At 45.5% G+C, this 20,803-nt stretch carries 18 protein-coding genes; 14 read left to right on the top strand and 4 right to left on the bottom strand.

Features of this window, described 5'->3' with window-relative positions:
• Window positions 1–92: 92 nt before the first annotated feature.
• Window positions 93–785: a Crp/Fnr family transcriptional regulator gene (locus DMB88_RS28850; protein ID WP_128104045.1), complete on the top strand. Its 693-nt coding sequence runs from the start codon at window positions 93–95 to the stop codon at window positions 783–785.
• Between the two features lie 84 nt (window positions 786–869).
• Here DMB88_RS28850 and pepT read toward each other — a convergent pair whose 3' ends face one another.
• Window positions 870–2,108 (bottom strand): peptidase T, encoded by a 1,239-nt coding sequence (gene pepT, locus DMB88_RS28845; protein ID WP_128104657.1) that lies wholly within the window; start codon window positions 2,106–2,108, stop codon window positions 870–872.
• Between the two features lie 221 nt (window positions 2,109–2,329).
• Between pepT and DMB88_RS28840 the strand changes: the two genes are divergently transcribed.
• The 10 genes from DMB88_RS28840 (at window position 2,330) to DMB88_RS28795 (ending at window position 15,615) form a co-directional block, all read left to right on the top strand.
• A complete protein-coding gene (locus DMB88_RS28840; RefSeq protein ID WP_128104044.1) occupies window positions 2,330–3,364 on the top strand; it encodes an NADH:flavin oxidoreductase/NADH oxidase in 1,035 nt (344 codons plus the stop codon).
• A gap of 18 nt (window positions 3,365–3,382) precedes the next feature.
• Complete coding sequence (locus tag DMB88_RS28835) at window positions 3,383–3,799, top strand: SRPBCC family protein (RefSeq protein ID WP_128104043.1); 417 nt, start codon at window positions 3,383–3,385, stop codon at window positions 3,797–3,799.
• A gap of 275 nt (window positions 3,800–4,074) precedes the next feature.
• Window positions 4,075–7,155 carry a hybrid sensor histidine kinase/response regulator gene (locus DMB88_RS28830; RefSeq protein ID WP_128104042.1) on the top strand — a complete coding sequence of 1,027 codons (3,081 nt, stop codon included), beginning with the start codon at window positions 4,075–4,077 and terminating at the stop codon, window positions 7,153–7,155.
• A gap of 103 nt (window positions 7,156–7,258) precedes the next feature.
• Window positions 7,259–8,422, top strand: coding sequence for a response regulator (locus tag DMB88_RS28825; protein WP_128104041.1), 1,164 nt, complete (start codon window positions 7,259–7,261; stop codon window positions 8,420–8,422).
• Between the two features lie 24 nt (window positions 8,423–8,446).
• Complete coding sequence (locus tag DMB88_RS28820) at window positions 8,447–9,793, top strand: cryptochrome/photolyase family protein (protein ID WP_128104040.1); 1,347 nt, start codon at window positions 8,447–8,449, stop codon at window positions 9,791–9,793.
• 294 nt (window positions 9,794–10,087) lie between these two features.
• The gene (locus tag DMB88_RS28815; RefSeq protein WP_128104039.1) at window positions 10,088–10,579 is read left to right on the top strand and encodes a GyrI-like domain-containing protein; all 492 of its coding nucleotides are present in this window, start codon (window positions 10,088–10,090) and stop codon (window positions 10,577–10,579) included.
• Between the two features lie 211 nt (window positions 10,580–10,790).
• On the top strand, window positions 10,791–11,963 hold the full coding sequence (locus DMB88_RS28810; RefSeq protein ID WP_128104038.1) for an acyltransferase: 1,173 nt from the start codon (window positions 10,791–10,793) through the stop codon (window positions 11,961–11,963).
• 598 nt (window positions 11,964–12,561) lie between these two features.
• On the top strand, window positions 12,562–13,650 hold the full coding sequence (locus DMB88_RS28805; RefSeq protein WP_254438387.1) for an HNH endonuclease: 1,089 nt from the start codon (window positions 12,562–12,564) through the stop codon (window positions 13,648–13,650).
• A gap of 256 nt (window positions 13,651–13,906) precedes the next feature.
• Complete coding sequence (locus tag DMB88_RS28800; protein WP_128104037.1) at window positions 13,907–14,542, top strand: TVP38/TMEM64 family protein; 636 nt, start codon at window positions 13,907–13,909, stop codon at window positions 14,540–14,542.
• Window positions 14,539–15,615: a DUF1835 domain-containing protein gene (locus DMB88_RS28795; protein ID WP_128104036.1), complete on the top strand. Its 1,077-nt coding sequence runs from the start codon at window positions 14,539–14,541 to the stop codon at window positions 15,613–15,615. The genes DMB88_RS28800 and DMB88_RS28795 overlap by 4 nt, the downstream gene beginning before the upstream one ends.
• Window positions 15,616–15,697: 82 nt before the next feature.
• Here the strand turns inward: DMB88_RS28795 and DMB88_RS28790 are convergent, their stop codons facing one another.
• Together DMB88_RS28790 and DMB88_RS28785 are read right to left on the bottom strand one after the other, a co-directional pair.
• Window positions 15,698–16,228: a cupin domain-containing protein gene (locus DMB88_RS28790; RefSeq protein WP_128104655.1), complete on the bottom strand. Its 531-nt coding sequence runs from the start codon at window positions 16,226–16,228 to the stop codon at window positions 15,698–15,700.
• Window positions 16,229–16,513: 285 nt separating this feature from the next.
• A complete protein-coding gene (locus tag DMB88_RS28785; protein WP_064506464.1) occupies window positions 16,514–16,687 on the bottom strand; it encodes a CsbD family protein in 174 nt (57 codons plus the stop codon).
• 672 nt (window positions 16,688–17,359) lie between these two features.
• On the opposite strand from DMB88_RS28785, the gene DMB88_RS28780 reads away from it, so the two are divergent.
• Both DMB88_RS28780 and DMB88_RS28775 read left to right on the top strand, forming a co-directional pair.
• On the top strand, window positions 17,360–17,806 hold the full coding sequence (locus DMB88_RS28780) for a DUF1641 domain-containing protein (RefSeq protein ID WP_056703434.1): 447 nt from the start codon (window positions 17,360–17,362) through the stop codon (window positions 17,804–17,806).
• Window positions 17,807–17,829: 23 nt separating this feature from the next.
• The gene (locus DMB88_RS28775; protein WP_056703437.1) at window positions 17,830–19,011 is read left to right on the top strand and encodes an NAD(P)/FAD-dependent oxidoreductase; all 1,182 of its coding nucleotides are present in this window, start codon (window positions 17,830–17,832) and stop codon (window positions 19,009–19,011) included.
• Between the two features lie 71 nt (window positions 19,012–19,082).
• Here the strand turns inward: DMB88_RS28775 and DMB88_RS28770 are convergent, their stop codons facing one another.
• Window positions 19,083–19,379, bottom strand: a complete 297-nt coding sequence (locus DMB88_RS28770) for a hypothetical protein (RefSeq protein WP_128104035.1) — start codon at window positions 19,377–19,379, stop codon at window positions 19,083–19,085.
• Window positions 19,380–19,919: 540 nt separating this feature from the next.
• Between DMB88_RS28770 and DMB88_RS28765 the strand changes: the two genes are divergently transcribed.
• On the top strand, window positions 19,920–20,564 hold the full coding sequence (locus DMB88_RS28765; protein ID WP_128104034.1) for an SDR family oxidoreductase: 645 nt from the start codon (window positions 19,920–19,922) through the stop codon (window positions 20,562–20,564).
• Window positions 20,565–20,803: the final 239 nt, after the last annotated feature.

Raw genomic sequence — 20,803 nt, 5'->3', positions numbered from 1 at the left:
TTTTATATCAAGATATTTGTAGTTGTGCATATCATTTTTGGGACATATGTCCGTTTGTATATGTAATTTGGGTGAGAAGGAGGCTTGGCTGGATGAGAGAAATTATGGATTTTGAGCGAATGCGCCAGCTTGCACGTAACAATGGTTTAGACCAGGTGTTGGATCAATCTGCATTCGCTGAGCTCAGACTGCTTGAGGCTTCTGAAGGGGAAATCATCTGTGCCAAAGGAGAACGACCCGAGCGCCTGTATTTCTTAGTTCAGGGTAAACTCAAGATCTATACCACACTACCCAATGGCAAGTCTCTGTTGCTTCGCTTTAGCACCCCACTTGCACTTGTATGCGATCTGGAACTGGTGAACGGCAAAGAAGCGAAAAATACAGTCGAGTCGGTTAACAAAAGTCTGCTGCTCGCTGTTAGCTATCGTTACCTGCAAAACACCTATGCTGAAAATGCCAAGTTCCTACATTTCATGCTTGAACAGGTGACACATAAGCTGTACACGTTCTCCAACCTATCCAGTTTAAATCTGTTGTATCCGGTCGAAAGTCGGTTCGCTAGTTACTTGCTGTCTACAATGGAGCAGGAGAGTCAGGTGACCGAGGAGATTCAGACCTCCAAGCTGACTGATCTTGCGGATATGTTAGGCACGAGTTACAGGCATCTGAACCGTGTGATTCTTGACCTGAGCGAGCGAAATATTATACGTAAAGAGCAGCGCAAAATCGTCATTAACAATGTAGAAGAGCTCCGTGAAATCGCAGGTGGAAATATGTATGAATGACAGGTAAAAAGCACCCTTTTTGCTAATGCAAAAGAGGGTGCTAATTCATTGTGAGCTATTCCTATTCGTTCGTTCTCTGAAACGTTAAATCTCTCCTCGATCCTCGAACAATTGAGCAATTTCCACAATAACCTGAGTGGCTTTCACCATGTTATCAACCGATACATACTCGAATTTACCATGATAGTTCTCGCCACCTGTGAAAATATTAGGGGTAGGCATACCCATGTAGGAGAGCTGGGAGCCATCTGTTCCGCCACGAATAGGACGAATGATTGGTTCGATATCAAGGCGCGTCATGGCTTCATGTGCAATATCTACGATCTGACGCACAGGTTCAATTTTCTCACGCATGTTGTAGTACTGATCGTTGATCTCAATGGTAATGCTCTTCTCGCCATATTTGGCTTTGAGTTCATTCGTTACATTCAGAAGGTAGGCTTTGCGTTCCTCGAACTTCTCACGATCAAAGTCACGAATAATGTAACTCAGTTTGGTCAGTTCAACGTCGCCCTCGATGGATATGAGGTGGTAGAAACCTTCATAACCTTCAGTGAATTCGGGCGCTTCTTCTACAGGCAGCCGGCGGTTCAGTTCCATCGCAATTTTAGCGGAATTGACCATTTTGCCTTTGGCTGTTCCAGGATGCACATTGGTGCCCCGCACTGTAATCTTAGCTGCTGCGGCATTGAAGCTCTCATATTCCAGTTCTCCGAGTGGGCCGCCATCGACGGTATAAGCGTATTTCGCACCGAATGCAGCTACGTCAAACTTGTGCGGCCCACGACCGATTTCTTCATCAGGGGTAAATGCGACCCGTATTTTCCCGTGCTTCAACTCTGGATGCTCAATCAGGTATGCCATCGCCGTCATAATCTCAGCGATACCCGCCTTGTTGTCTGCACCGAGAAGCGTCGTGCCATCCGTTGTAATCAAGGTATGTCCTTTGTATTCACGCAGTTCCGGAAAGTCCGTCGTGGACAAAACAACATCCAGCTCTTTATTCAATGTGATATCTTGTCCATCATAATTGGAGATGACCTGTGGTTTAACATTTTTGCCTGTAAAATCGGTAGCCGTGTCCAGATGAGCAAGGAAACCAATTACAGGAACGTCTTTGTCAGTATTGGAGGGGAGCGTTGCCATCACATAACCGTTCTCATCCACGGTAACGTCCTGTAGCCCAATGGATTGGCACTCCTTAACGAGTAATTCGCCTAGTGCCAACTGACCTGGTGTGGAAGGGCACGTTTCATTGTTTTCGTCAGATTGTGTATCCATCTGCACATAAGTGGTTAATCTTTGGATTAGGATGTCTTTCACCATTAATCGCTCCTTTAGTTTTAGTCTCTACTGGTATAATATCACGTTTAACTGGGTGTTCGCTGAGTAGCGTTTATAGATGAGGTCAGGTATAAAAAAGGGTACTAGGGCACAGAAATGTACGTACTTGTATTCCGGTAGGTAAAGTTCATAATAGAAATGACGCAAGCTAACAAGCTCAATATATATATCAGAAGATTTGAATAGGAGATGTAGCCCATATGTCAGAGACTTTATTTTCTCCCTATCAGTTCAAGGGATTACAGTTAAATAATCGTATTGTTATGGCGCCGATGTGCCAGTATTCCGTAGATGCCAAGGATGGTATTCCTAATGAGTGGCACCAGGTTCACTATGTGAGTCGTGCTGTTGGAGGCACAGGTCTGATCGTCATTGAGATGACAGATGTTGACCCAGATGGACGCATCACCGATAATGACCTCGGGATATGGTCAGATGATCACATTCCAGCTTTTCGCAAGCTGATTGATAGCATACATGCCCACGGTTCCAAAGTGGCGATTCAGATTGCTCACGCAGGACGAAAAGCACAGGATGCCGAGCAGCCTGTTGCACCTTCTGTTGTGACATTCCCTGGGGAGAACTTCAAGACTCCAAGAGCGTTAACGACAGAAGAAGTCGAAGAAATGGTGCAGAAATACGCAGACGGTGTTCGTCGTGCGGTTCAAGCAGGTGTAGATGCAATCGAACTACATGGGGCACACGGATATCTGATGCATCAATTCCACTCCAAGCTGATGAACCACCGGGAAGATAAATACGGCCAGAATCTATCCCAGTTTGGCGTTGAAGTGATTCGTGCAGTGAAAAAGGAAATGCCTGAGGATATGCCACTTATTCTGCGGATTTCCGCAGTAGAATATGCTGATGGTGGATATGATATAGATCATACCCTTGAGATGTCTCGTGCCTATCAGGAGGCCGGTGTAGATATGTTCCATATCAGCTCAGGTGGTGAAGGGCCTACAGGACAGAGAAAACCAGGTAACTATCCTGGATATCAGGTTCCTTTTGCACGCCGTTTCCGTGAGGAATTGAACGTTCCTGTCATTGCGGTAGGGTTGCTTGATGAGTATGCCTTAGCCGAAGCGGTTATTGGAAACGGTGATGCTGACTTGGTCGCTATAGGTAGAGGTATGCTGCGTGACCCGTATTGGGCGAACCATGCAGCGCTGGCACTTGGCATTACGAAGGATCAGGCTGGAATTGCGACGCAATATTCTCGCGGGTACTGATTTCTAGGAGGAAGTAGAATGGATTCAGCAAGTGCATTGCCGGATATTCGACAGCAGGTACTCATTCATGCGCCGGTAAGCAAGGTGTGGGAGATCGTATCCACAGCACAAGGTATGGGTCGTTGGTTCATGCCTAGTAACATGGAAGCAACAGAAGGTCATGAATTCATATTGGAAGCAGGACCCTTTGGGCAATCCCCATGCAAGGTGATTGAAGTCAAGCCGGAGCACAAGCTTTCTTTTCGTTGGGGCAAGGACTGGACGCTTACATTTGAGCTGAACGAACAGCCTGAAGGAACCCGGTTTACGTTAACTCACAGTGGTTGGGATGCCGATCAATTGACTGAATTCGGACAAGCGCATGCCATCGTACGTGAGCGTATGGAACAAGGCTGGGTGGGAATTGTACAGAAACTTGCGCAAGAGGTTCAATAATGTATTTACTGTAATTCCAATGGAATTATAGTGAAATAACAGCGTGATAGAGCCAGAAAGCTGCAAATTCGATGCGGGCGAGCATGCCGGTAGACGAGTTTGTGGCTTTTTGTTTTGCAAAAATAGCTGCTCCAACTATTTCCGTCTACACGAGAAACGTGTAACATGGATTTATAGAGGTAGGTTGTTCAAAAAGATCGCCCTTTTTGAATTTAGATTTATGACGATTAAACGACAAATTTAGACGTTCTTCTCTAGAGACGGAAGGATTTAGGATGAAAAAACACTGGATTATGCTCACGATCAGCTTCATATGCATTGTGATATTTCCGCTGGGTTGGGTAGCGCATACCTTAATATCCGATCGTACCAATCCAACCGTCCAGGATGGATTCATAGATCTGACTCAATGGGACTTTGACCAAAAGGGTTCTGCAACGCTTGATGGTGATTGGGATTTCTATCCGAATCAACTGTTGACACCCGTTGATCTGGAGGCTGATCGATCTGGACGTAAGGCATTATCGCCTCATTCACAGGTGAAAGTTCCCTCACAGTGGAATAAAACACTTGGTCAAGCACATGGATTCGGTACATATCATGTACGCATTAAGATTGATCCCAATGTTATTAAGAACGATTATGGCATACGCTCTCAGAATATCCGCATGGCTCATCGTATTTTTTTGGATGGCAAAGAAATCGGCGGTAAAGGTCTGCCTGGGGTCAATCCAGATATTGATATCCAGCTCAATCTGCCGTTCACCGGCTTTACATCCATTGATGGAGAGAGTGCGGATATTCTTATTCAGGTATCTAACTATAGCTACTCCTCCGGCGGGATCGTTGCCTCAGTCTTATTCGGAGATGAACGTAGCATCCAGAATAGCCAGCAATGGAGCTGGCTTACCGATCTGATGGCTCTCTTCGGATTCCTGTTTCCTGCGGCATTCTTCTTACTGTTATTCAGATTAAGGCAGAACGAAAGTGAACTTCGTTATCTGGGCTTGTTCAGTCTCGCTGGTGCGACGTATGCATTGACCCATGGAGAGAAGTTGTTAGGTACATTTCTACCCTTTCTCCCGAATAACGAAATCCTGCGGATTCAGTTTCTTAGTGCGGCCCTTGCGTATTACTATCTGCTCCGGTATATCGATGTTATTGTTCCGGGTGCTGTGCATCAATGGTTTGTTCGACTTGGTGTCACGCTGGTCATTCTACAATGTGTAATCGGGCTTGCGTTACCACCAGCCGTGTTTTCACGTCTAACGCCATATATGTTACTTATTTCTCTCGTTGTCATCCTTTACTCGCTTAGAGCTATGGTGTTTTGGTTGAAAATGAGACCGAATGATGGACATTTTGCATTACTTAGCATGATGAGCCTGATGATGGTTGTGGTGCTGCATACCGTGGGTGCCTTTACCACTTGGGATACATCGTTTCTAGCGTTGTATGAGCTATTATTATTTATTTTCATACAGATGATCCTAACAGCCATTCGATTTGCGGAATCCTTTCGTGAGGTTGAGGCTTTATCTGAGCGGTTGCTTGTCATTGATAGCCTCAAAGATGAGTTTATGGCTAATACTTCTCATGAGCTCCGCACGCCGCTACACGGAATCATTAATATTGCCCAGTCCATGCTGGAGGGTGCTGCAGGTGAAGTTACGAAAAAGCAGGCCAAAAACCTGTCTATGATCACTTCTACAGGCAGACGGCTCTCTTTGCTAATTAACGACATTCTTGATTTTTCCAAGCTTAAAAATAGTGAAATTGAACTGAAACGAGAAGCGGTGGATCTGGAATCCATCGCACGTACAGTCGTGGAGGTTTCCGACTTTACCTTCGGAGATAAGCCAATTGTACTGCTCCAGCAGTGGCCGCAGGGTATGCCGCTTGTGGAAGCGGATGAGGATCGGCTACGGCAGATTTTGTACAATCTGCTGGGGAATGCGTACAAGTATACCCACCAAGGCGAAATTCACCTATATGCGACTGTTGAGGGTGACCAGGTGACCGTCTCCGTTGCTGATACTGGTGTAGGCATCGCTGCGGAGAAGCTGGAAGATATTTTTCAATCCTATGAGCAGGGCAATGGGACAAGTGAGAACGTCATGGGAGGTACGGGGCTCGGCCTAAGTATTACACGTAAACTTGTTGAGTTAGGCGGCGGAACGATATGGGTTGAATCCGTTCCAGGTGAAGGATCAGTGTTCCATTTTACGTTGCCGGTCGCACAGACGAATTTACTTCAAGCGAGCTATAAACCCTCAGCAGCACAGTACGTAGCTGCCACGCAGAGCGCTGAGAAGAATAACGGATTCATTGATGAGTTGGATGAAAACGATTATGTCTTTGAGGCGGATCACACGATCCTGGTTGTAGACGATGATCCGGTCAATCGTCAAGTCCTGATCAACTTGTTATCAACACAGCGATATCACGTCATTGCAGCCGATAGCGGAGCCGCTGCGCTGAAGCTGCGTGAGAAACACGCTGGCATTGATCTGGTGGTGACGGACTGGATGATGCCTGGTATGTCTGGGATTGAGCTGTGCCGTAGGCTGAGGGAGCGTAGTTCATTATCTGAGCTACCTATTCTGATGTTGACGGCGCGGGGCTTGCCTGAGGATATCAAGCTTGGTTTTCAGGCTGGAGCGAATGATTTCTTGAGTAAACCTGTAGATGCAGGTGAGCTTCGCGCCAGGGTCAGAACGCTAATTGAGATGAAAGCCTCCGTACAGGGGGCGATTCGCACCGAAATGGCCTTCTTACAAGCACAGATCAAACCACATTTTCTCTATAATGCGCTCAATGTCATTATTGCCACATGTGCGGTTAATCCGGACAAGGCTACAGACTTGCTGGTTGAACTAAGTCAGTATCTACGAGGGAGTTTTGACTTCCAGAACAGAGATCAGCTTGTGCCACTTCACAAGGAGCTGGAGCTTGTTGAATCCTATGTTCATTTGGAAAAAGCACGATTCGAGGAAAGGCTGGTTGTTCTATACGACGTCGAGCCTGGAATTCGTCTCTATATCCCTCCACTGAGTATCCAACCTCTGGTGGAGAATGCCATTCGCCATGGTGTAATGGAGCGTGCGTCTGGAGGGACGGTATCTCTCAAGATCGCCAATACAGGAGACCATATCCTAGTACAGGTCGAAGATAATGGTGTAGGCATATCGCCAGAGCGGCTAGCGCAGGTTCAATCTGGGCGTACCGAAGGACCGGGGGGCGTCGGCTTGAAAAATATTAATCGGCGATTAACCTCGCTGTATGGTACAGGTCTAGAGATTGAGAGTCATTTGGGAAAGGGATCGATTATTCGGTTTTATGTACCCTTAGAATAGTTAATTAATATACAATAATAATTATATGAGGTTGTTCAGCATCAAAGTGTTCCGTGTAAGTCGTCTTTAATCCATTGTATATAGTTAGGAGGTTAGAGGAACGGTGAGAGCGATTGTAATCGATGACGAGAAACCAGCGCAGCTGCATTTGGAGCGCCTGTTATTGTCGGACGGAAGGATTACACCTGTGCAATGTTTTTCGACAGCTCGTGAAGGGATTGATTTTCTGGCCAAGAATCGTGTAGATGTCGTATTTTTGGACATCGGAATGCCTGAGATGAATGGACTGGAAGCGGCTGAATATATACAGCAATTGGATTACCAGGTTCAGATTATATTTGTAACGGCATATGCTGATCATGCGGTTGAGGCATTTGAATTGCATGCTTTGGATTACGTCTTGAAGCCGTTAAGCTCTGCCAGATTAGCAAAGACAGTAGACCGGATTATGAATGTTGGTTTGGCTCATTCCCAGGTTGCGGTCACCGCCGAGATTGTAGAGCCCGATGCGAAGGATCCACAGGTTCACACGGATGTTCCTGGGTTACTCACCTTTAAGCATCTGGATATTTACAGAAGCCTAGCTCCTGAAGCGAAGAAGCATAAGTGGCGCACGACGAAGTCGCAGGAACTGTTTGCTTTTCTGTTTCATCATCGGGATGAGTGGGTAAGTAAAGAGGTCATACTGGACAAGTTATGGGCAGACGTCTCTCAGGAGAAAGGTCTGACTCATCTACATACATCGGTGTATCAGATTCGCAAGCTTCTGAAGGAATGGCATATGACGGGCAAACTAGAATACAATATGAACCGCTATCGTCTTCTTGCGGGTAATCTCGTAAGTGACGTAGAACAGTTCGAACAAGGTATAAGCTACAGCGAAGTCACCGAAGAGAATGTGGAGCAATTGCGTGAATTCGCTGCACTGTACCGAGGAGATTATCTGGAAGAGCATGATTACCATTGGTCTCAAGCCAAAGCGCGTGAGCTTAAACGGAAATATATGCAGCTTGTAATGGATATCGCCAAGTGGAATATGCATCATGGGCGAGGTAAGGAATCAATCGAGCAGCTAATTCAACTACAAGAACGTGAGCCATATGCCGAAGAAGTCTGCCGTCTTATGATGGAGGTGTATGCATCCATGGATGATCAGCAAGCCATACTCAAATTGTATACATCGTTTACACTTACGCTATTTGAGGAGCTTGGTCACCAACCTGAGACGGAGACGAGTCAACTTTATCAAAAGCTGATGGCGAAGTAGTGCAGGCACAGCAGGAGGATATCAATGAAATTGTTCATACATCGCAAAGATCTGCGAACAGATGACCTGGTGGGATTCGATTATTTGCGAGATCAGGAAGTAGAGAGTCTGCATGTGTTTATCTATGACCCATTCTTGCTGCGTCAAGGTCGTGACGAGGAGCACAGTGGTGTGAATTTTCTACAACATGCAGCGGAGCTTGGCAATCAATACCGTGAGGCAGGGCAACCTCTGCATGTTGCGTATGGTAAGCCTGCTGAAGTCGTGGAATACATCTTAGAGCAGATGGAAGGCAGTATCGATGAGGTTGTTGTCCATCGGGACATGACCCCTTACGCAATAGAGCGGGATCGTAGCATACGTAAAGTTGCGGAAGATCGGAAGGTCACCTTTACCCTTTTGACAGACCATCTATTAATGAATCTTGCAGGTTTTGCGGCTTTTACAGGTAAGTCAGAGCCTTATAAAGTATTCGCTGCCTTCCATCGACGCTGGGTCGAATTCATGAATGAGCATCCGAATCCGCCCTCAGCAACCACTGTTGCAGATCTGAAGGTAAGTGAGCACAAGATCGAATTTCCTGAATCCATGCATGTGCCTGAGCATTTGTTAACACACACTACGGTGGAAGATCCATTCCCATTATTGAACGATTTCTTGGCAGAGCGAGTGGTAGACTACGGAGATCATCGGGATGAGTATGAGGCGTATGAACCCAGTCATCTGAGCTCCTATGTGGCTGTTGGTGCGATATCGATTCGTAAGATGTATGATACTGCCGGCCGAGCCGAGGACTCGTATGAATGGATTAGACAGTTATGCTTCCGGGATTTCTATCTGTACCGTGCCGTGTATGAGAGTCACTATTTTACGTATGAGAAGGTATACGATCTCTCGGCGTTACACGATGAACATTTTGAGAAGTGGTGCAAGGCGGAGACAGGCATTCCGATTATTGATGCAGCGATGACCGAATTGAATGAGACCGGACGTATGCCGAACCGGCTCCGTATTCTGACTGCAATGTTTCTGACCAAAAATTTGCAGTGTCCCTTTACGTTAGGCGAAGCCTATTTCAGACGTAAGCTGCGAGACTATGACAATATCCAGAATCGTGGCAATTGGTTGTGGTGTGCTTCGCTGGGTGAGAACGCCGCTCCCTATTTCCGAGTGAATAATCCGGTAACACAGTCTGAAAAGTATGACCCTCAGGGGGATTATATTCGCAAATGGCTGCCTGATCTGAAGGATTTGCACAGCAAAGACATCCATCAGCCGCGGGAACATGCCATTGTCGATCTGAAAGCTTCGCGTCAGGCTGCCATTGAGGTTTATAAAACGATTCTAGCTAGTCGTCCGAAAGAGAACTGAGTTGTTATACTAAGGATTTTTAGAGCGCTTTAGAGAATTACAGTTACACAAAAAAGCTTGGTGAGACAGGCGATATATAAACTCTACTCCGTAATGATCTCTTGAGATCTTACGGTTTTTTTTGTTTTTAAGATGAATCGTGATGTGGTTTTATAGTCTTCTAACAGGCGTCAGATTATTTTTAAATTTAACAAAAATTACAGTTATTTCAACTATATTTGATGTATAATTGTGGAGTGAATTACTAATAACTGGCTGAAAGTGAATTATATTATCGTGAGAGGATGAGCGTTCATGGAGCAGGTAAATAGTGTGTTTGAATTGGTGCATAAAGAGGCAAGCGTTGTTGTCGGTTTGAAATGGGAAGGAACCTTTGCCGAGGCAGGAGCCGGTGGCATTCGTGTGATTCAGTCGGAATTTAAACGTCGGTTGAACGAGATTCAGCATGTGCTGCATCCGGACGAGCTACTTGGGTTGTCATATCACATGACAGAGACCGGGTTTACTCATTACGTTGGCGTTGAAGTGGATGCTGGTGCTACACAGGAGATTCCCAAGGGAATGGAGCGTATTGGGGTTGCTTCAAGCCATTATGCCAAGCGTTACCACACGAAGGGTCAGAACATTGAAGCGTCATATAACGAGCTATATACGGGAATTGGCGCTAGTGAATATCAGTTAGCCGGAGGTGCGCTTACGCATTACGAAGTGTACCCTATGACTCAGAAGACGGATGAGTCTGATCCTGAGTTTACCATTTTCATCCCGGTCATCCATAAATCATAATACATATGCTATCTGACCCTTAAGACCGCATTGTAGCGGTCTTTTTGCTATGGATGAACATGAAAAACATGTGAAATCTGCTTGAAAATTTAGAAAATGTTAAGAAAATGGACTACCCATATTAAGCTTTATGCTTTTTAATAGAGAGAGTGTTACTTATATTAAGTCATATCTGACATATCGACGAACAAATGAAGGAGAAACGCTAAACATGAGTGAAACAATCAAAAGAGAGCGGATTCCAGAGCTAAATCTGGTACGGGCCATGGCTATAATCGGCGTGCTAAGTGTGCATTCCACTTCATACGCCACCGTAGACATGACCGGGTCAGGGTACTACTGGCTGTATAATTTTATTAATATTTTCATGAAATATGGTACGCCGACCTTTATCTTTATGAGTAGCTTTGTGCTGTTCTATAACTATTATTCCCGTCCGTTGGACAAGAAGTTAGTAAGTAATTTTTACAAGAAAAGATTCGTGTATATCTTACTGCCTTATTTCTTGTTTTCGTTGATGTATTTTGTATTACTGCATTACATCCATTATCAAGGCCGCCCATTCGGCGAGTCAGCCCTTAGCTTCATCACCAAGCTCTTCACGGGTAAGGCGTATACGCATCTGTACTTTGTGTTTATCAACATGCAATTCTATCTGTTATTCCCGTTTGTGCTATGGTTGCTCAAGAAGTATCCTTCGGTTGTGAAATGGTCCGTGCCGATTGGATTACTCATTCAGTGGGCGTTCATCGTAAGTAATAAGTATGGATTCCAGGTTCCTAACAAAGGGAGCTGGGCGTTCTCTTACTTCTCGTACTTTATGTTAGGTGCCTTTATCGGTGTGTATTTCCCTAAGATTAAACAGTGGTTTGTCATTAGCCGTGCTAATGCAACGAAAGGGCGGGTAGCTTCATGGGTGCTGCTCTGGGCTGTATGGATCTTTGCCGGTCTTGGGCATGTGTACATCTATTATCTACTGCGCCTTAAGATCGCAACCTATAACACACTGTGGTACGAATTCTTCTGGAATCTGCATACCTTCGCTTGTGCGCTGGTTCTGATCCAGATCTCTTATCTGCTCTATCGTAAAGGGCCGGCACTTCTCGTTAAGCCGCTTAATCGACTTGGTGCGCTGTCCTTCGGCATTTATCTGATTCATCCGTTCTTCTTGCTCGTTTACCGGAATTTCCCTCCACAAACGGGTACGTCGTGGCTGCTTCACCTCTGGTATGCCGGAGGGTTCGGGGTTGCCTTGATCGCATCGTGGATTGTTGTAGGTTTGACAGCGAGATTCATTCCATTCGCATGGGTCTTCTTCGGTAACTTGCCGAAGCCTAAACCACGCCTCGTGCAACAGCAGAAGCCAGGTCAACTGGACGCGTAATTATATTTATTTATATTTATTTTCCATCATAGGAATATGGAGCCGTTTCTTGGTCGACCTTAGGGTTGAGCGGGAAACGGCTTTTTCGTATGCCATAAGATATAAATTAACTAAACGTTTACACGAGAACGGAGAGGACAGAAATAACCTGAAGAAGCGGAGCGTTCGCCTTTATCCCCGGATTCCCCCTTTGGAGAAGTGAATGAAAGGAATCTGGGGGTAACAGCGATCGGAAGGTTGTTCTGGCATCGCAGTGGCCAGTGTAAATACTCTTTCGTTGTGGTTATATAGATTGCCCTGAAGCATGGGGAACGAATGTTTCTTTTTCGCGTACGAAGGGTAATGAGACATCGGAACACGATTACAAATTCTTAGCGATGAACAGGAACAAGGTGAGATAAATGACAACATGTCAACAATGCGGGAGACCGATGCAAGATATATTAGAATACGTAGAACATATCCTTCATGAATGCGAGCAGCCGCGGGAATTCGGCGCTGAGGAATATCAATCAGGAGCTCATGAGGGTGTTCGTGAGCAGATGTGATACAATAGAAAGAAACCGGATTCATAAGGAACCGAGGTGACGACATGGAGATGGGCACGGCCCCTTTCCGGCAACATATGACTGAACATGAAGCGCAGCAGACGAAGACATGTATGTATTGCGGGCAAAAACGTCCGTTGTCCGAATTTCGGCGCAGAACCGGGAAACGCGCCGGCCCTGGCGCCAGAAGAGGAGCCTGCCGAAGCTGTCGGAAGTCTGGTGTACAGGCAGCCGTCAGTAACATCTCCATGCCACATGTAAGGCATTCCGAACGAGCGAATAGTGAGAAGGACGTTATTACCTCTGTGACTGTACCAGCTAATTCTGCTGTGCGTTCAGTATCCGTGCAAGCGAGAGATGATAGCTCTGCTTCACCTGTGAGTGAATCCATTTCGGACAAGCAGTCCTCATCATTGACTGAGCCTACCTCTGGACACCGTAAGAAGAGAAGACGGAAGAGAAAAGCGAAACGACCTGATGCTCTCCAGGAAAAAGGACAAACAAAATCAGAGCCTGACCAGCAGTCTGATCAGCAGCTGACTGTAACGAATCCGGAGCTGCAGAGTTCGAATGAAGACTCAGCTCGTGTGACGATACCGACACATCGGACAAACTCGCATGGGACTCGTAATCGTGGGTTAAGTACAGATCGTCGTCAGCGCCGTCAGAATTCAGCAGAGCCTGTCGCTATTGATCCGGAAGATCCTTCTTCCCTCCGAACCAACAGACAGGGACTCATCCGAATGCGTGGCAAAACAGACAAGGGACGCCGTTGGCATCAGGAGATTGATATGGAGCTTGCTGTCACGCTGGTGAAGGAAAAGGCTGCAGTGGTGGTCAACCGTTATACCATTCGCAGATTATTTAGCAACAAGGATTTTAAACGATATATTCTGAATCGTGATCAGTACACGTGTCACTTCTGTGGATCGTATGGAGACACCATTGACCATCTGCTTCCCCGAGCCAAAGGTGGACATACGACACCGCTCAATTGTGTATGTGCCTGCAATCTATGCAATCAATCAAAGGCGGCTATGGATGCGGATGAATTCATGCAGTCTGGAATTCCGGAGTGGAATGCAGCACATCAGGAGGAATTGATTCAGATACAGCTACAAGAGGCGCAGTTGGATTAGTTGGTTATTCAATTACAATCTAATTAGGGCTTTGAAGATACGGATAATGCAGAGCACACCTGAACTTGTGTTGGGGTGTGCTCTTTGTGATGCCAATAAGTGATGTGAACCCCACGATGAACTGTGAATATTTCTTCAAATTAACAACGGTGGGAAGTACATCTGTACGTTATACTGAGAGTAGTGTGGTGAGAGCTTTTTGTACGAAATGAAATAGAACAGCAGTTGTTACTTATTATAGATTGGAAGGATGCAGATGAGCTTGGTACCCTTGGACATTATGTCCTATATTACGGAAGAAAATATACGTTATTGGTTAGAGCAGTTTCGCTCGCTTGGTCCGTTACCAGGAATTCTGCTCACCTTTATGAAATCATTTGTACCACCACTGCCTACACTTCTTATTGTTGGGGTGAATGGCGCAGTGTATGGACTATGGGCGGGATTTATATATTCATGGATTGGAATGGTATTAGGCTGTACGGTTACGTTCCTACTTGTAAGAGAGATCGGTAAATCTGCCTTTGTAGAACGATGGGCGAATAAACCACGAGTCCAACGCAGTATGGTATGGATTCGGCGGAATGCGTTCAGTTATGTATTTTTGCTTAGCATATTTCCGGTTGGGCCGTTTGTTATTATCAATGTTGCCGCAGGTATTGCCCGTATGCGATTGCTATCCTTCTTGCTCGCCGTTGGCTGTGGTAAGGCCATTATGATCTTCTGTGTAACCTACATCGGTTCTAACGTAGAGCAGTTCCTGGAGCATCCTATTCGCTGGGGTGGCGTATTGTTGTTTGTCGCCGCATCGCTATGGGCGAGTCGTAAGTTGGAACGTCACTTTACTCGTTCTTCATCCAATTCTGATGGAGCAAAAGGAGAAGTCGTATGATTGAGAATGCTTTTGAATTTGATCAGGAGTTGCATCGTATGAATGAGGATGAGCTGCGTATGTTATTACGCGTGTTGTACCTTCGAGCAGATCGGGCAGTCAGTCAAGAAGTAGATACAGGTCGTACAGATGCTTTTGCCGCTAAAGTTCAGTCGATATTTAAAGAGTTGGATAAACAGCGAAGCCGGGATCAGGCTGAGAAGCAGGCACTGGAAACACAGAAAACGCGTGAAATACACATTGCATTTGGAGACTCACCGTTAGGTAGTATTAAGGTGGCGATGGGCAACGTTCCTGGGCGTACGGAACGACGGTTTTTCACGATGAATGACTACTATGCGATTGGCCCATTGGGGGATCTAACGAACAAAGTAAATGTGCAGCGCAGACATCTGTGGCTTTTTGAGCGATTTCACATGAGTGAACATGGAAGGTACGCAGCTCAAGGGTTAGATGAGTTACTTCACATTAACCAAGTGGTCAGCTCCATTGAGGAAGAGACGCGGATTACGATCTGGTATGCCAATAATGGTCATGAGCGAACCGGACTCTTATATACCATGCATTTGCTGCGTGACAGGAAAGGTCCAATTTATCTTATTGAAACGAGAGATCTATATCCAAAATTATTTAATACGCCTGAGGTACAGTATGAAGTTTGCGGTACAGGTGAGATTCATTCCGAGAATTTACTGAAGATGTGGCATCACTGCGAGCATGATGAAGCGTTATCTTCCGAGGAGCGCAGACTCATGGAGCAAGAGTGGCTACATCTGTCTGCACAGCCTGGGCATCTTCGTTTGATGCAGGATGGTTACATCCAAAGCGTCTCTGAAGACGCCATCGATGAGTTCATTATGCAGAAGGTCAGAGAGGTTGCATCAACCAGGCAGCCTGGTGAGTTCATTAAATCATCTCGCATTGTAGGTGAAGTGCTGGGTCATCTGGAACAAGCTGTCGGGGATACTTTTATTGAATACCGCATACGTCAGCTTATTCTACAGGGGCGACTCGATATGGAGGGCATGCCTCATGCGATGCGATTTTATAGTGTACGACTTGCCAGCAGCTAGTCGAAAGAGAATTAACGTTTGATACCCAAGGAAGCCGCTTCATCCAATTTGTTCATTTGGAGTTTGGAAGTTCGGGAGTTCTTCAGTCTTGTTTAGCATCTGTACGTTTACCCCATAGTTTCAGCAATGGTCCATCAGATCCATAGACCGGATCCGAATCTGGTACAGGAACTTGCTGAATCTCACGCACAGCTTGGGGGCGTTCGCTTGGATCACCGGTGCGCGTATTATAATTCATCCCAGCGGGATAAGCGCCTGCGATACGGAAATCGAGGCTGGCATGCAGCCGTTTGTGCCCTGTTCCAGCAGGAAGTACGACAACATCACCCGTTTGTAAAGTAACGACTTGACCATGTTCACCGCCCAGAATGATCTGAACGGAGCCGCTGATGACGGCCAAGGCTTCATGCGCATTGCTGTGGTAATGGTGATAATCAAACACGCCATTAACCCAGCTATTTCCCCAGTGGTGATCGTTCATCTTCTGTTCTGCTGAAGATGGACTGTCTGCCCACACCCCGTGGTATATAAGCACAGGAAGTGTAGGATTGTTAGGGATCACACCATCATCATGTAGAAATAAAGTCTGTACTTGTGGATCGGTCTGCTCCATGTATATCACGCCCTCTGCTATTGATCCTACTTTTACGGAACGATTCAATCGTTATAGTCATCTCCATAACACCTGAGTATCTCCTCAGCAAATCGGTACAAAAAAAGCCAGGGAAGGGGTAGTACGAACACACCTTCCTCGGCTTTTTTGCACCTCTGTCCCAGGACTGACCTGATGTTAGTTATTTGTTGGACAGGGGAGTAATGCTATATCTGTTACCCATCTAGTGAAGACCATGGAATGACTCATTAAGTCAGTTATACTAGATCGCAGGAATCAGATGTACTAGTGATGTTTTTTCACATCAGCAATTTTGTCCTGAACAGCACCTTTGGCTTTATCTTTTTTACCTTCAGCCTGAAGGGATCTGTTGTTGGTTGCATTACCGATCTGATCCTTCACTTCGCCTTTAGCTTTGTTCACGCCTGCTTTGATTTTGTCGCTAGTTGAATTACTCATATCGAACATCTCCTTCGTTATCTGGTGTAGTCCTTATTAACCGGGTTGCTGGAATTCTAAACGATGCTTGTTCATAAGAGGTCAAACTACTCCGAATCCAAACTTAAATAAAGATGCTCTTATGGGGAATAAGGGTGGCTTTCTCGCCGCATAATAACGGGAGTGACCAATTTCGTTGCATAAAAAACGAGGTTTTGGGAAACTTTTCCTTTAAAAACAAATGAATGTTTCCTTCGCTGCGTACATATCGCACATATGGCCATATGTGATCTCGTCTTCATACCACATGTGGTAGAAATGCGGATCTTGGACTGAAGGAAAGGCCTTTTCAACGAGGCCGTAAACCTTGACAAAATAATCGATTTTGTTACAATGTTCACAATATCTTCACATGTGTAAAAAATTTCTTTTTCATGTTGCTGTGTAAGAGGTGTAATATAGGGGTATAGAGTTCGGTTTCGGCCTGCTTGTCGTTTTGTGCGTCAACACATGTTGCACGCAATAGATCCTAGATACAATACATCATGTAAGAGCGGCTTACGGGATTCGCTCATTCTATTGTGTGAAATTTGGTACATTTAGTTGTATTGATGTATTTGTGGTTCGGCTCTGCTTGACAGGCATCATGAAAGTCGCGGACTTCTATCCCAAAGTAAAGGAGGACTTTCTCTTATGTCACAATCGCCTACTCAACAAGAGGTGCCGGTTACAGAAGGTGCCGACGTTTCCCAACGCCAGTCCTTGGATGTACTGGATCAACTGATGAAGCCTGAGGTACAGGAGTCTTTGACCGTTCTGGTGGAGAACCTGCCTAAATTGGCTGAAATGGTTACTGCAATGACGAAAGCTTATGACTTTGCACAAAGCGTAGCTACAGACAAAGTTCTGATCAGCGACACAATGAGCGCAATGGGTGAGTTCGCTAAGCCTGTAGTAGACAAAGCTAAAGGTGTAGCTTCCGCTGCAATTGAAGCAAATGATCGTGCGCAAACGGAGCAAACTTCGGTTGGCTTGTTCGCTATGCTCAAAATGCTTAAAGATCCAAACGTACAACAAACGCTTCGTTTTGCTCAATCATTCTTGAGTGTCCTGAACGAGCGTCAACAACAGCAACGTTAAGATTAGTAGAACGGAGGATGGATATGTCGAAGCAAATTTTGATCTTGGGCGGAGGTTACGGCGGTCTTTTGACTGCGCTGACTGCGCGTCAATACTTGACCCCGGAAGAAGCGACTATTACAGTCGTGAACCGTTACCCTACGCACCAAATTATTACGGAACTGCACCGTCTTGCAGCGGGAAGCATTGCTGAAAAGGCAGTTGCACTTCCACTGGAAAAATTGCTGCGTGGCAAAAATGTTAACTTGAAAATCGATACGGTGGATACAATCAAGCCGGACGAGAAAAAAGTTCTGATGACTAGCGGCTCCACATACTCTTACGATGCACTTGTTGTAGCTCTGGGTAGTGAAACAGCTTACTTCGGAATCCCTGGATTGCAAGAGTACAGCTTCACGCTGAAATCTGTTAGTGATGCAAACCGTATTCGTGCACACGTTGAAGCACGTCTCGATGCATACAAACAATCCGGCAACAAAGCAGACGCTACGTTTGTTATTGGTGGCGGCGGCTTGACTGGTATCGAGCTTGTCGGCGAATTCGTTGACCTTCTTCCTGGCGTATGTAAGGAAAAAGGCATCGACTTTAACGATATCTCCCTGTACACAGTTGAAGCAGGTCCTTCTATCCTGGCTGGTTTCCCGCCAGAGCTGGTTGATCGTGCGAAATCCAGTCTCGAAAAACGTGGCGTTAACTTCATCGTTGGCGTAGCGATTACAGAGATGAAAGAAAACGAAGTTCTGTTGAAAGACGGCAGCTCCATCCCTACGAATACACTCGTATGGACTGGCGGCGTTCAAGGTAACGCTGTTGTTGCTAACAGCGGAATTGAAGTGGATCGTGGCCGTGCTAAAGTTACGGAAGTTCTGCAATCCACATCCCACAAAGATGTGTTCGTTGCTGGTGACAGCGCAGTAGTCTTCCCTAGCGAAGGCGCTCGTCCATACCCTCCAACAGCACAACTCGCTTGGCAAATGGGCGAGACTATTGGTCACAACTTGGGCGTAATGTTCAAAGGTGGCGCAATGGAATCCTTCTCACCAATCTTCTCAGGTACACTGGGAAGCCTTGGACGTAAAGATGCTGTCGGCATGATCGGTGGCAACCAAACTCGTCTGAAAGGTCTGCCTGCAACAATGATGAAAGAAGCAAGTAACATCCGTTACCTGTCTCACATTCATGGTTTGTTCGCTCTGGCTTACTAATCAGCATATCTTTAAAATGCAAAAGGACGCTCCTACGGGAGCGTCCTTTTTGAATTGGTAGTATGTAGTCCTTAAGGAAGAACCTTCATTTTGATATAGTGAACTTTGGGATACGCTGTTGTATCGGCAATCTGTTCAGGAACAATGCCGATGTTAATAGATGCATCTGAATAGGCCGAAGCGGAAATAATATATTCTTTCTCAGACAGGGTCTGGTCAAATACTTTAACGAGCCCTTTATAGGCAACGGTTTTCCTTTGAGGTAACGGACGGGATATAGTCTTTTTCGATATGACCCCTCCATTTGAATACAAGAACGTATAGTAACCATTCCCTCGATCTACATCGCTAAGCACGGTAATAACCATGTAAGGGGAATACCGTCCGAATTGTCCGTAATCTTATATCTACCCAAATCCTCCTGATGCGTAAGCTCCCCATAGGTGTACTCTTCAAATGAAAGCTCAACGGCTTGATTAACCCTGTTGAACTCAATAATAGAGTGGTTATCCGTCGTATGACTTAAAATCTGATTGACTGAATCCTGCGAAGAAATGTATGCCGTATCATCTGGTATGAAAGAACATCCTTGTTGCAGTATCAATACTAGAGAAAAGATGATAAGCATAATTAACTTTCGATTAATTCTTTTTACCATAATTATGTACCCCGTTTATTTAAAAATATAGGATAATGATTATTTAGAAAAATATGACATCTATATACTGATTTTACATCAAATATATGCTATGCAAAAGTGAATTTGAATCATTTGGATTTAATTTATTTAACTTGGAATGAAGTAGAAACCATAAGGGTTAGTATGCGGCAGGTTAAATTTTTCGACTTTCGTTTAAATTAGAGATATATCGTATGACTGATAAATGAATAAAGGAGGGTGTGACACTATGAACGTATTAGTGATTGGAGCAAATGGACAGATTGGTAAGCTGCTGGTGGAACAGCTGGTGCAGGAAGGCAAGCATCAAGTCACGGCGATGATTCGCAAACCGGAGCAGGCAGATGCGCTGAAGGAGATTGGCGCGAGTGTCGTAATGGGCGACCTAGAGGGGACTGTTGATGATCTGGCTCAGGCGATGAAGGATCAGAACGCGATTGTGTTTACAGCCGGATCAGGCGGCTCTACAGGATCAGACAAAACACTATTGATTGACCTTGATGGCGCGGTAAAAACGATGGAGGCTGCAGAGCAACAAGGAATCTCCAGATATATTCTGGTCAGTGCATATGGCGCGGATCAGCGTGATAAATGGCCAGATGAGATCAAGCCGTATTACGTGGCGAAACACTATGCAGATCGTGCGTTGTTTGCAAGTGAGCTGAATTACACCATTATCCGTCCCGGCGGTCTGAAGAACGAATCAGGTACAGGCCAAGTTGCCGTTGGCACAGATCTCAAACCAGGAAGCATTGCGCGTGAAGATGTAGCTCGTGTCATTGCGGCTTCCTTGCAGGAAGAAAAGACGTACCGCAGGGCTTTTGATCTGATTGCGGGGAATGACTCCGTTCAGGATGCGTTAAGTACGTTATAAAGCGATACGGAAGGTTGTTCTGTTATCGAATTGCTAAGTGAAAATAAATATAGTTTAATCAGTTCAACTACATTTTTTACACGGGAACGGAGAGGACAGAAATAACATGAAGAAGCGGAGCGCTCGCCTTTATCACCGGATTTTCCCTTTGAAGAAGGGAATCAAAAAAATCTGGGGATAACAGCGATCGGAAGCTTATTCTGTCATCGGAGTGCTAAGTGTAACTATTCTTTAGTTGA

The organism is Paenibacillus sp. DCT19 (assembly GCF_003268635.1).
In the GTDB taxonomy this organism is placed as follows: Bacteria; Bacillota; Bacilli; order Paenibacillales; family Paenibacillaceae; genus Paenibacillus.
This window is presented reverse-complemented; position numbering and strand designations above follow the sequence as displayed.

Excerpts from the sequence above, each read along its gene's own strand:
- DMB88_RS28850 (WP_128104045.1), top strand. The coding sequence starts at position 93 with ATGAGAGAAATTATGGATTTTGAGCGAATGCGCCAGCTTGCACGTAAC.
- DMB88_RS28840 (WP_128104044.1), top strand. The coding sequence starts at position 2,330 with ATGTCAGAGACTTTATTTTCTCCCTATCAGTTCAAGGGATTACAGTTA.
- DMB88_RS28835 (WP_128104043.1), top strand. The coding sequence starts at position 3,383 with ATGGATTCAGCAAGTGCATTGCCGGATATTCGACAGCAGGTACTCATT.
- DMB88_RS28830 (WP_128104042.1), top strand. The coding sequence starts at position 4,075 with ATGAAAAAACACTGGATTATGCTCACGATCAGCTTCATATGCATTGTG.
- DMB88_RS28820 (WP_128104040.1), top strand. The coding sequence starts at position 8,447 with ATGAAATTGTTCATACATCGCAAAGATCTGCGAACAGATGACCTGGTG.
- DMB88_RS28815 (WP_128104039.1), top strand. The coding sequence starts at position 10,088 with ATGGAGCAGGTAAATAGTGTGTTTGAATTGGTGCATAAAGAGGCAAGC.
- DMB88_RS28810 (WP_128104038.1), top strand. The coding sequence starts at position 10,791 with ATGAGTGAAACAATCAAAAGAGAGCGGATTCCAGAGCTAAATCTGGTA.
- DMB88_RS28805 (WP_254438387.1), top strand. The coding sequence starts at position 12,562 with ATGGGCACGGCCCCTTTCCGGCAACATATGACTGAACATGAAGCGCAG.
- DMB88_RS28800 (WP_128104037.1), top strand. The coding sequence starts at position 13,907 with ATGAGCTTGGTACCCTTGGACATTATGTCCTATATTACGGAAGAAAAT.
- DMB88_RS28795 (WP_128104036.1), top strand. The coding sequence starts at position 14,539 with ATGATTGAGAATGCTTTTGAATTTGATCAGGAGTTGCATCGTATGAAT.
- DMB88_RS28790 (WP_128104655.1), bottom strand. The coding sequence starts at position 16,228 with ATGGAGCAGACCGATCCACAAGTACAGACTTTATTTCTACATGATGAT.
- DMB88_RS28785 (WP_064506464.1), bottom strand. The coding sequence starts at position 16,687 with ATGAGTAATTCAACTAGCGACAAAATCAAAGCAGGCGTGAACAAAGCT.
- DMB88_RS28780 (WP_056703434.1), top strand. The coding sequence starts at position 17,360 with ATGTCACAATCGCCTACTCAACAAGAGGTGCCGGTTACAGAAGGTGCC.
- DMB88_RS28775 (WP_056703437.1), top strand. The coding sequence starts at position 17,830 with ATGTCGAAGCAAATTTTGATCTTGGGCGGAGGTTACGGCGGTCTTTTG.
- DMB88_RS28770 (WP_128104035.1), bottom strand. The coding sequence starts at position 19,379 with ATGGTTATTACCGTGCTTAGCGATGTAGATCGAGGGAATGGTTACTAT.
- DMB88_RS28765 (WP_128104034.1), top strand. The coding sequence starts at position 19,920 with ATGAACGTATTAGTGATTGGAGCAAATGGACAGATTGGTAAGCTGCTG.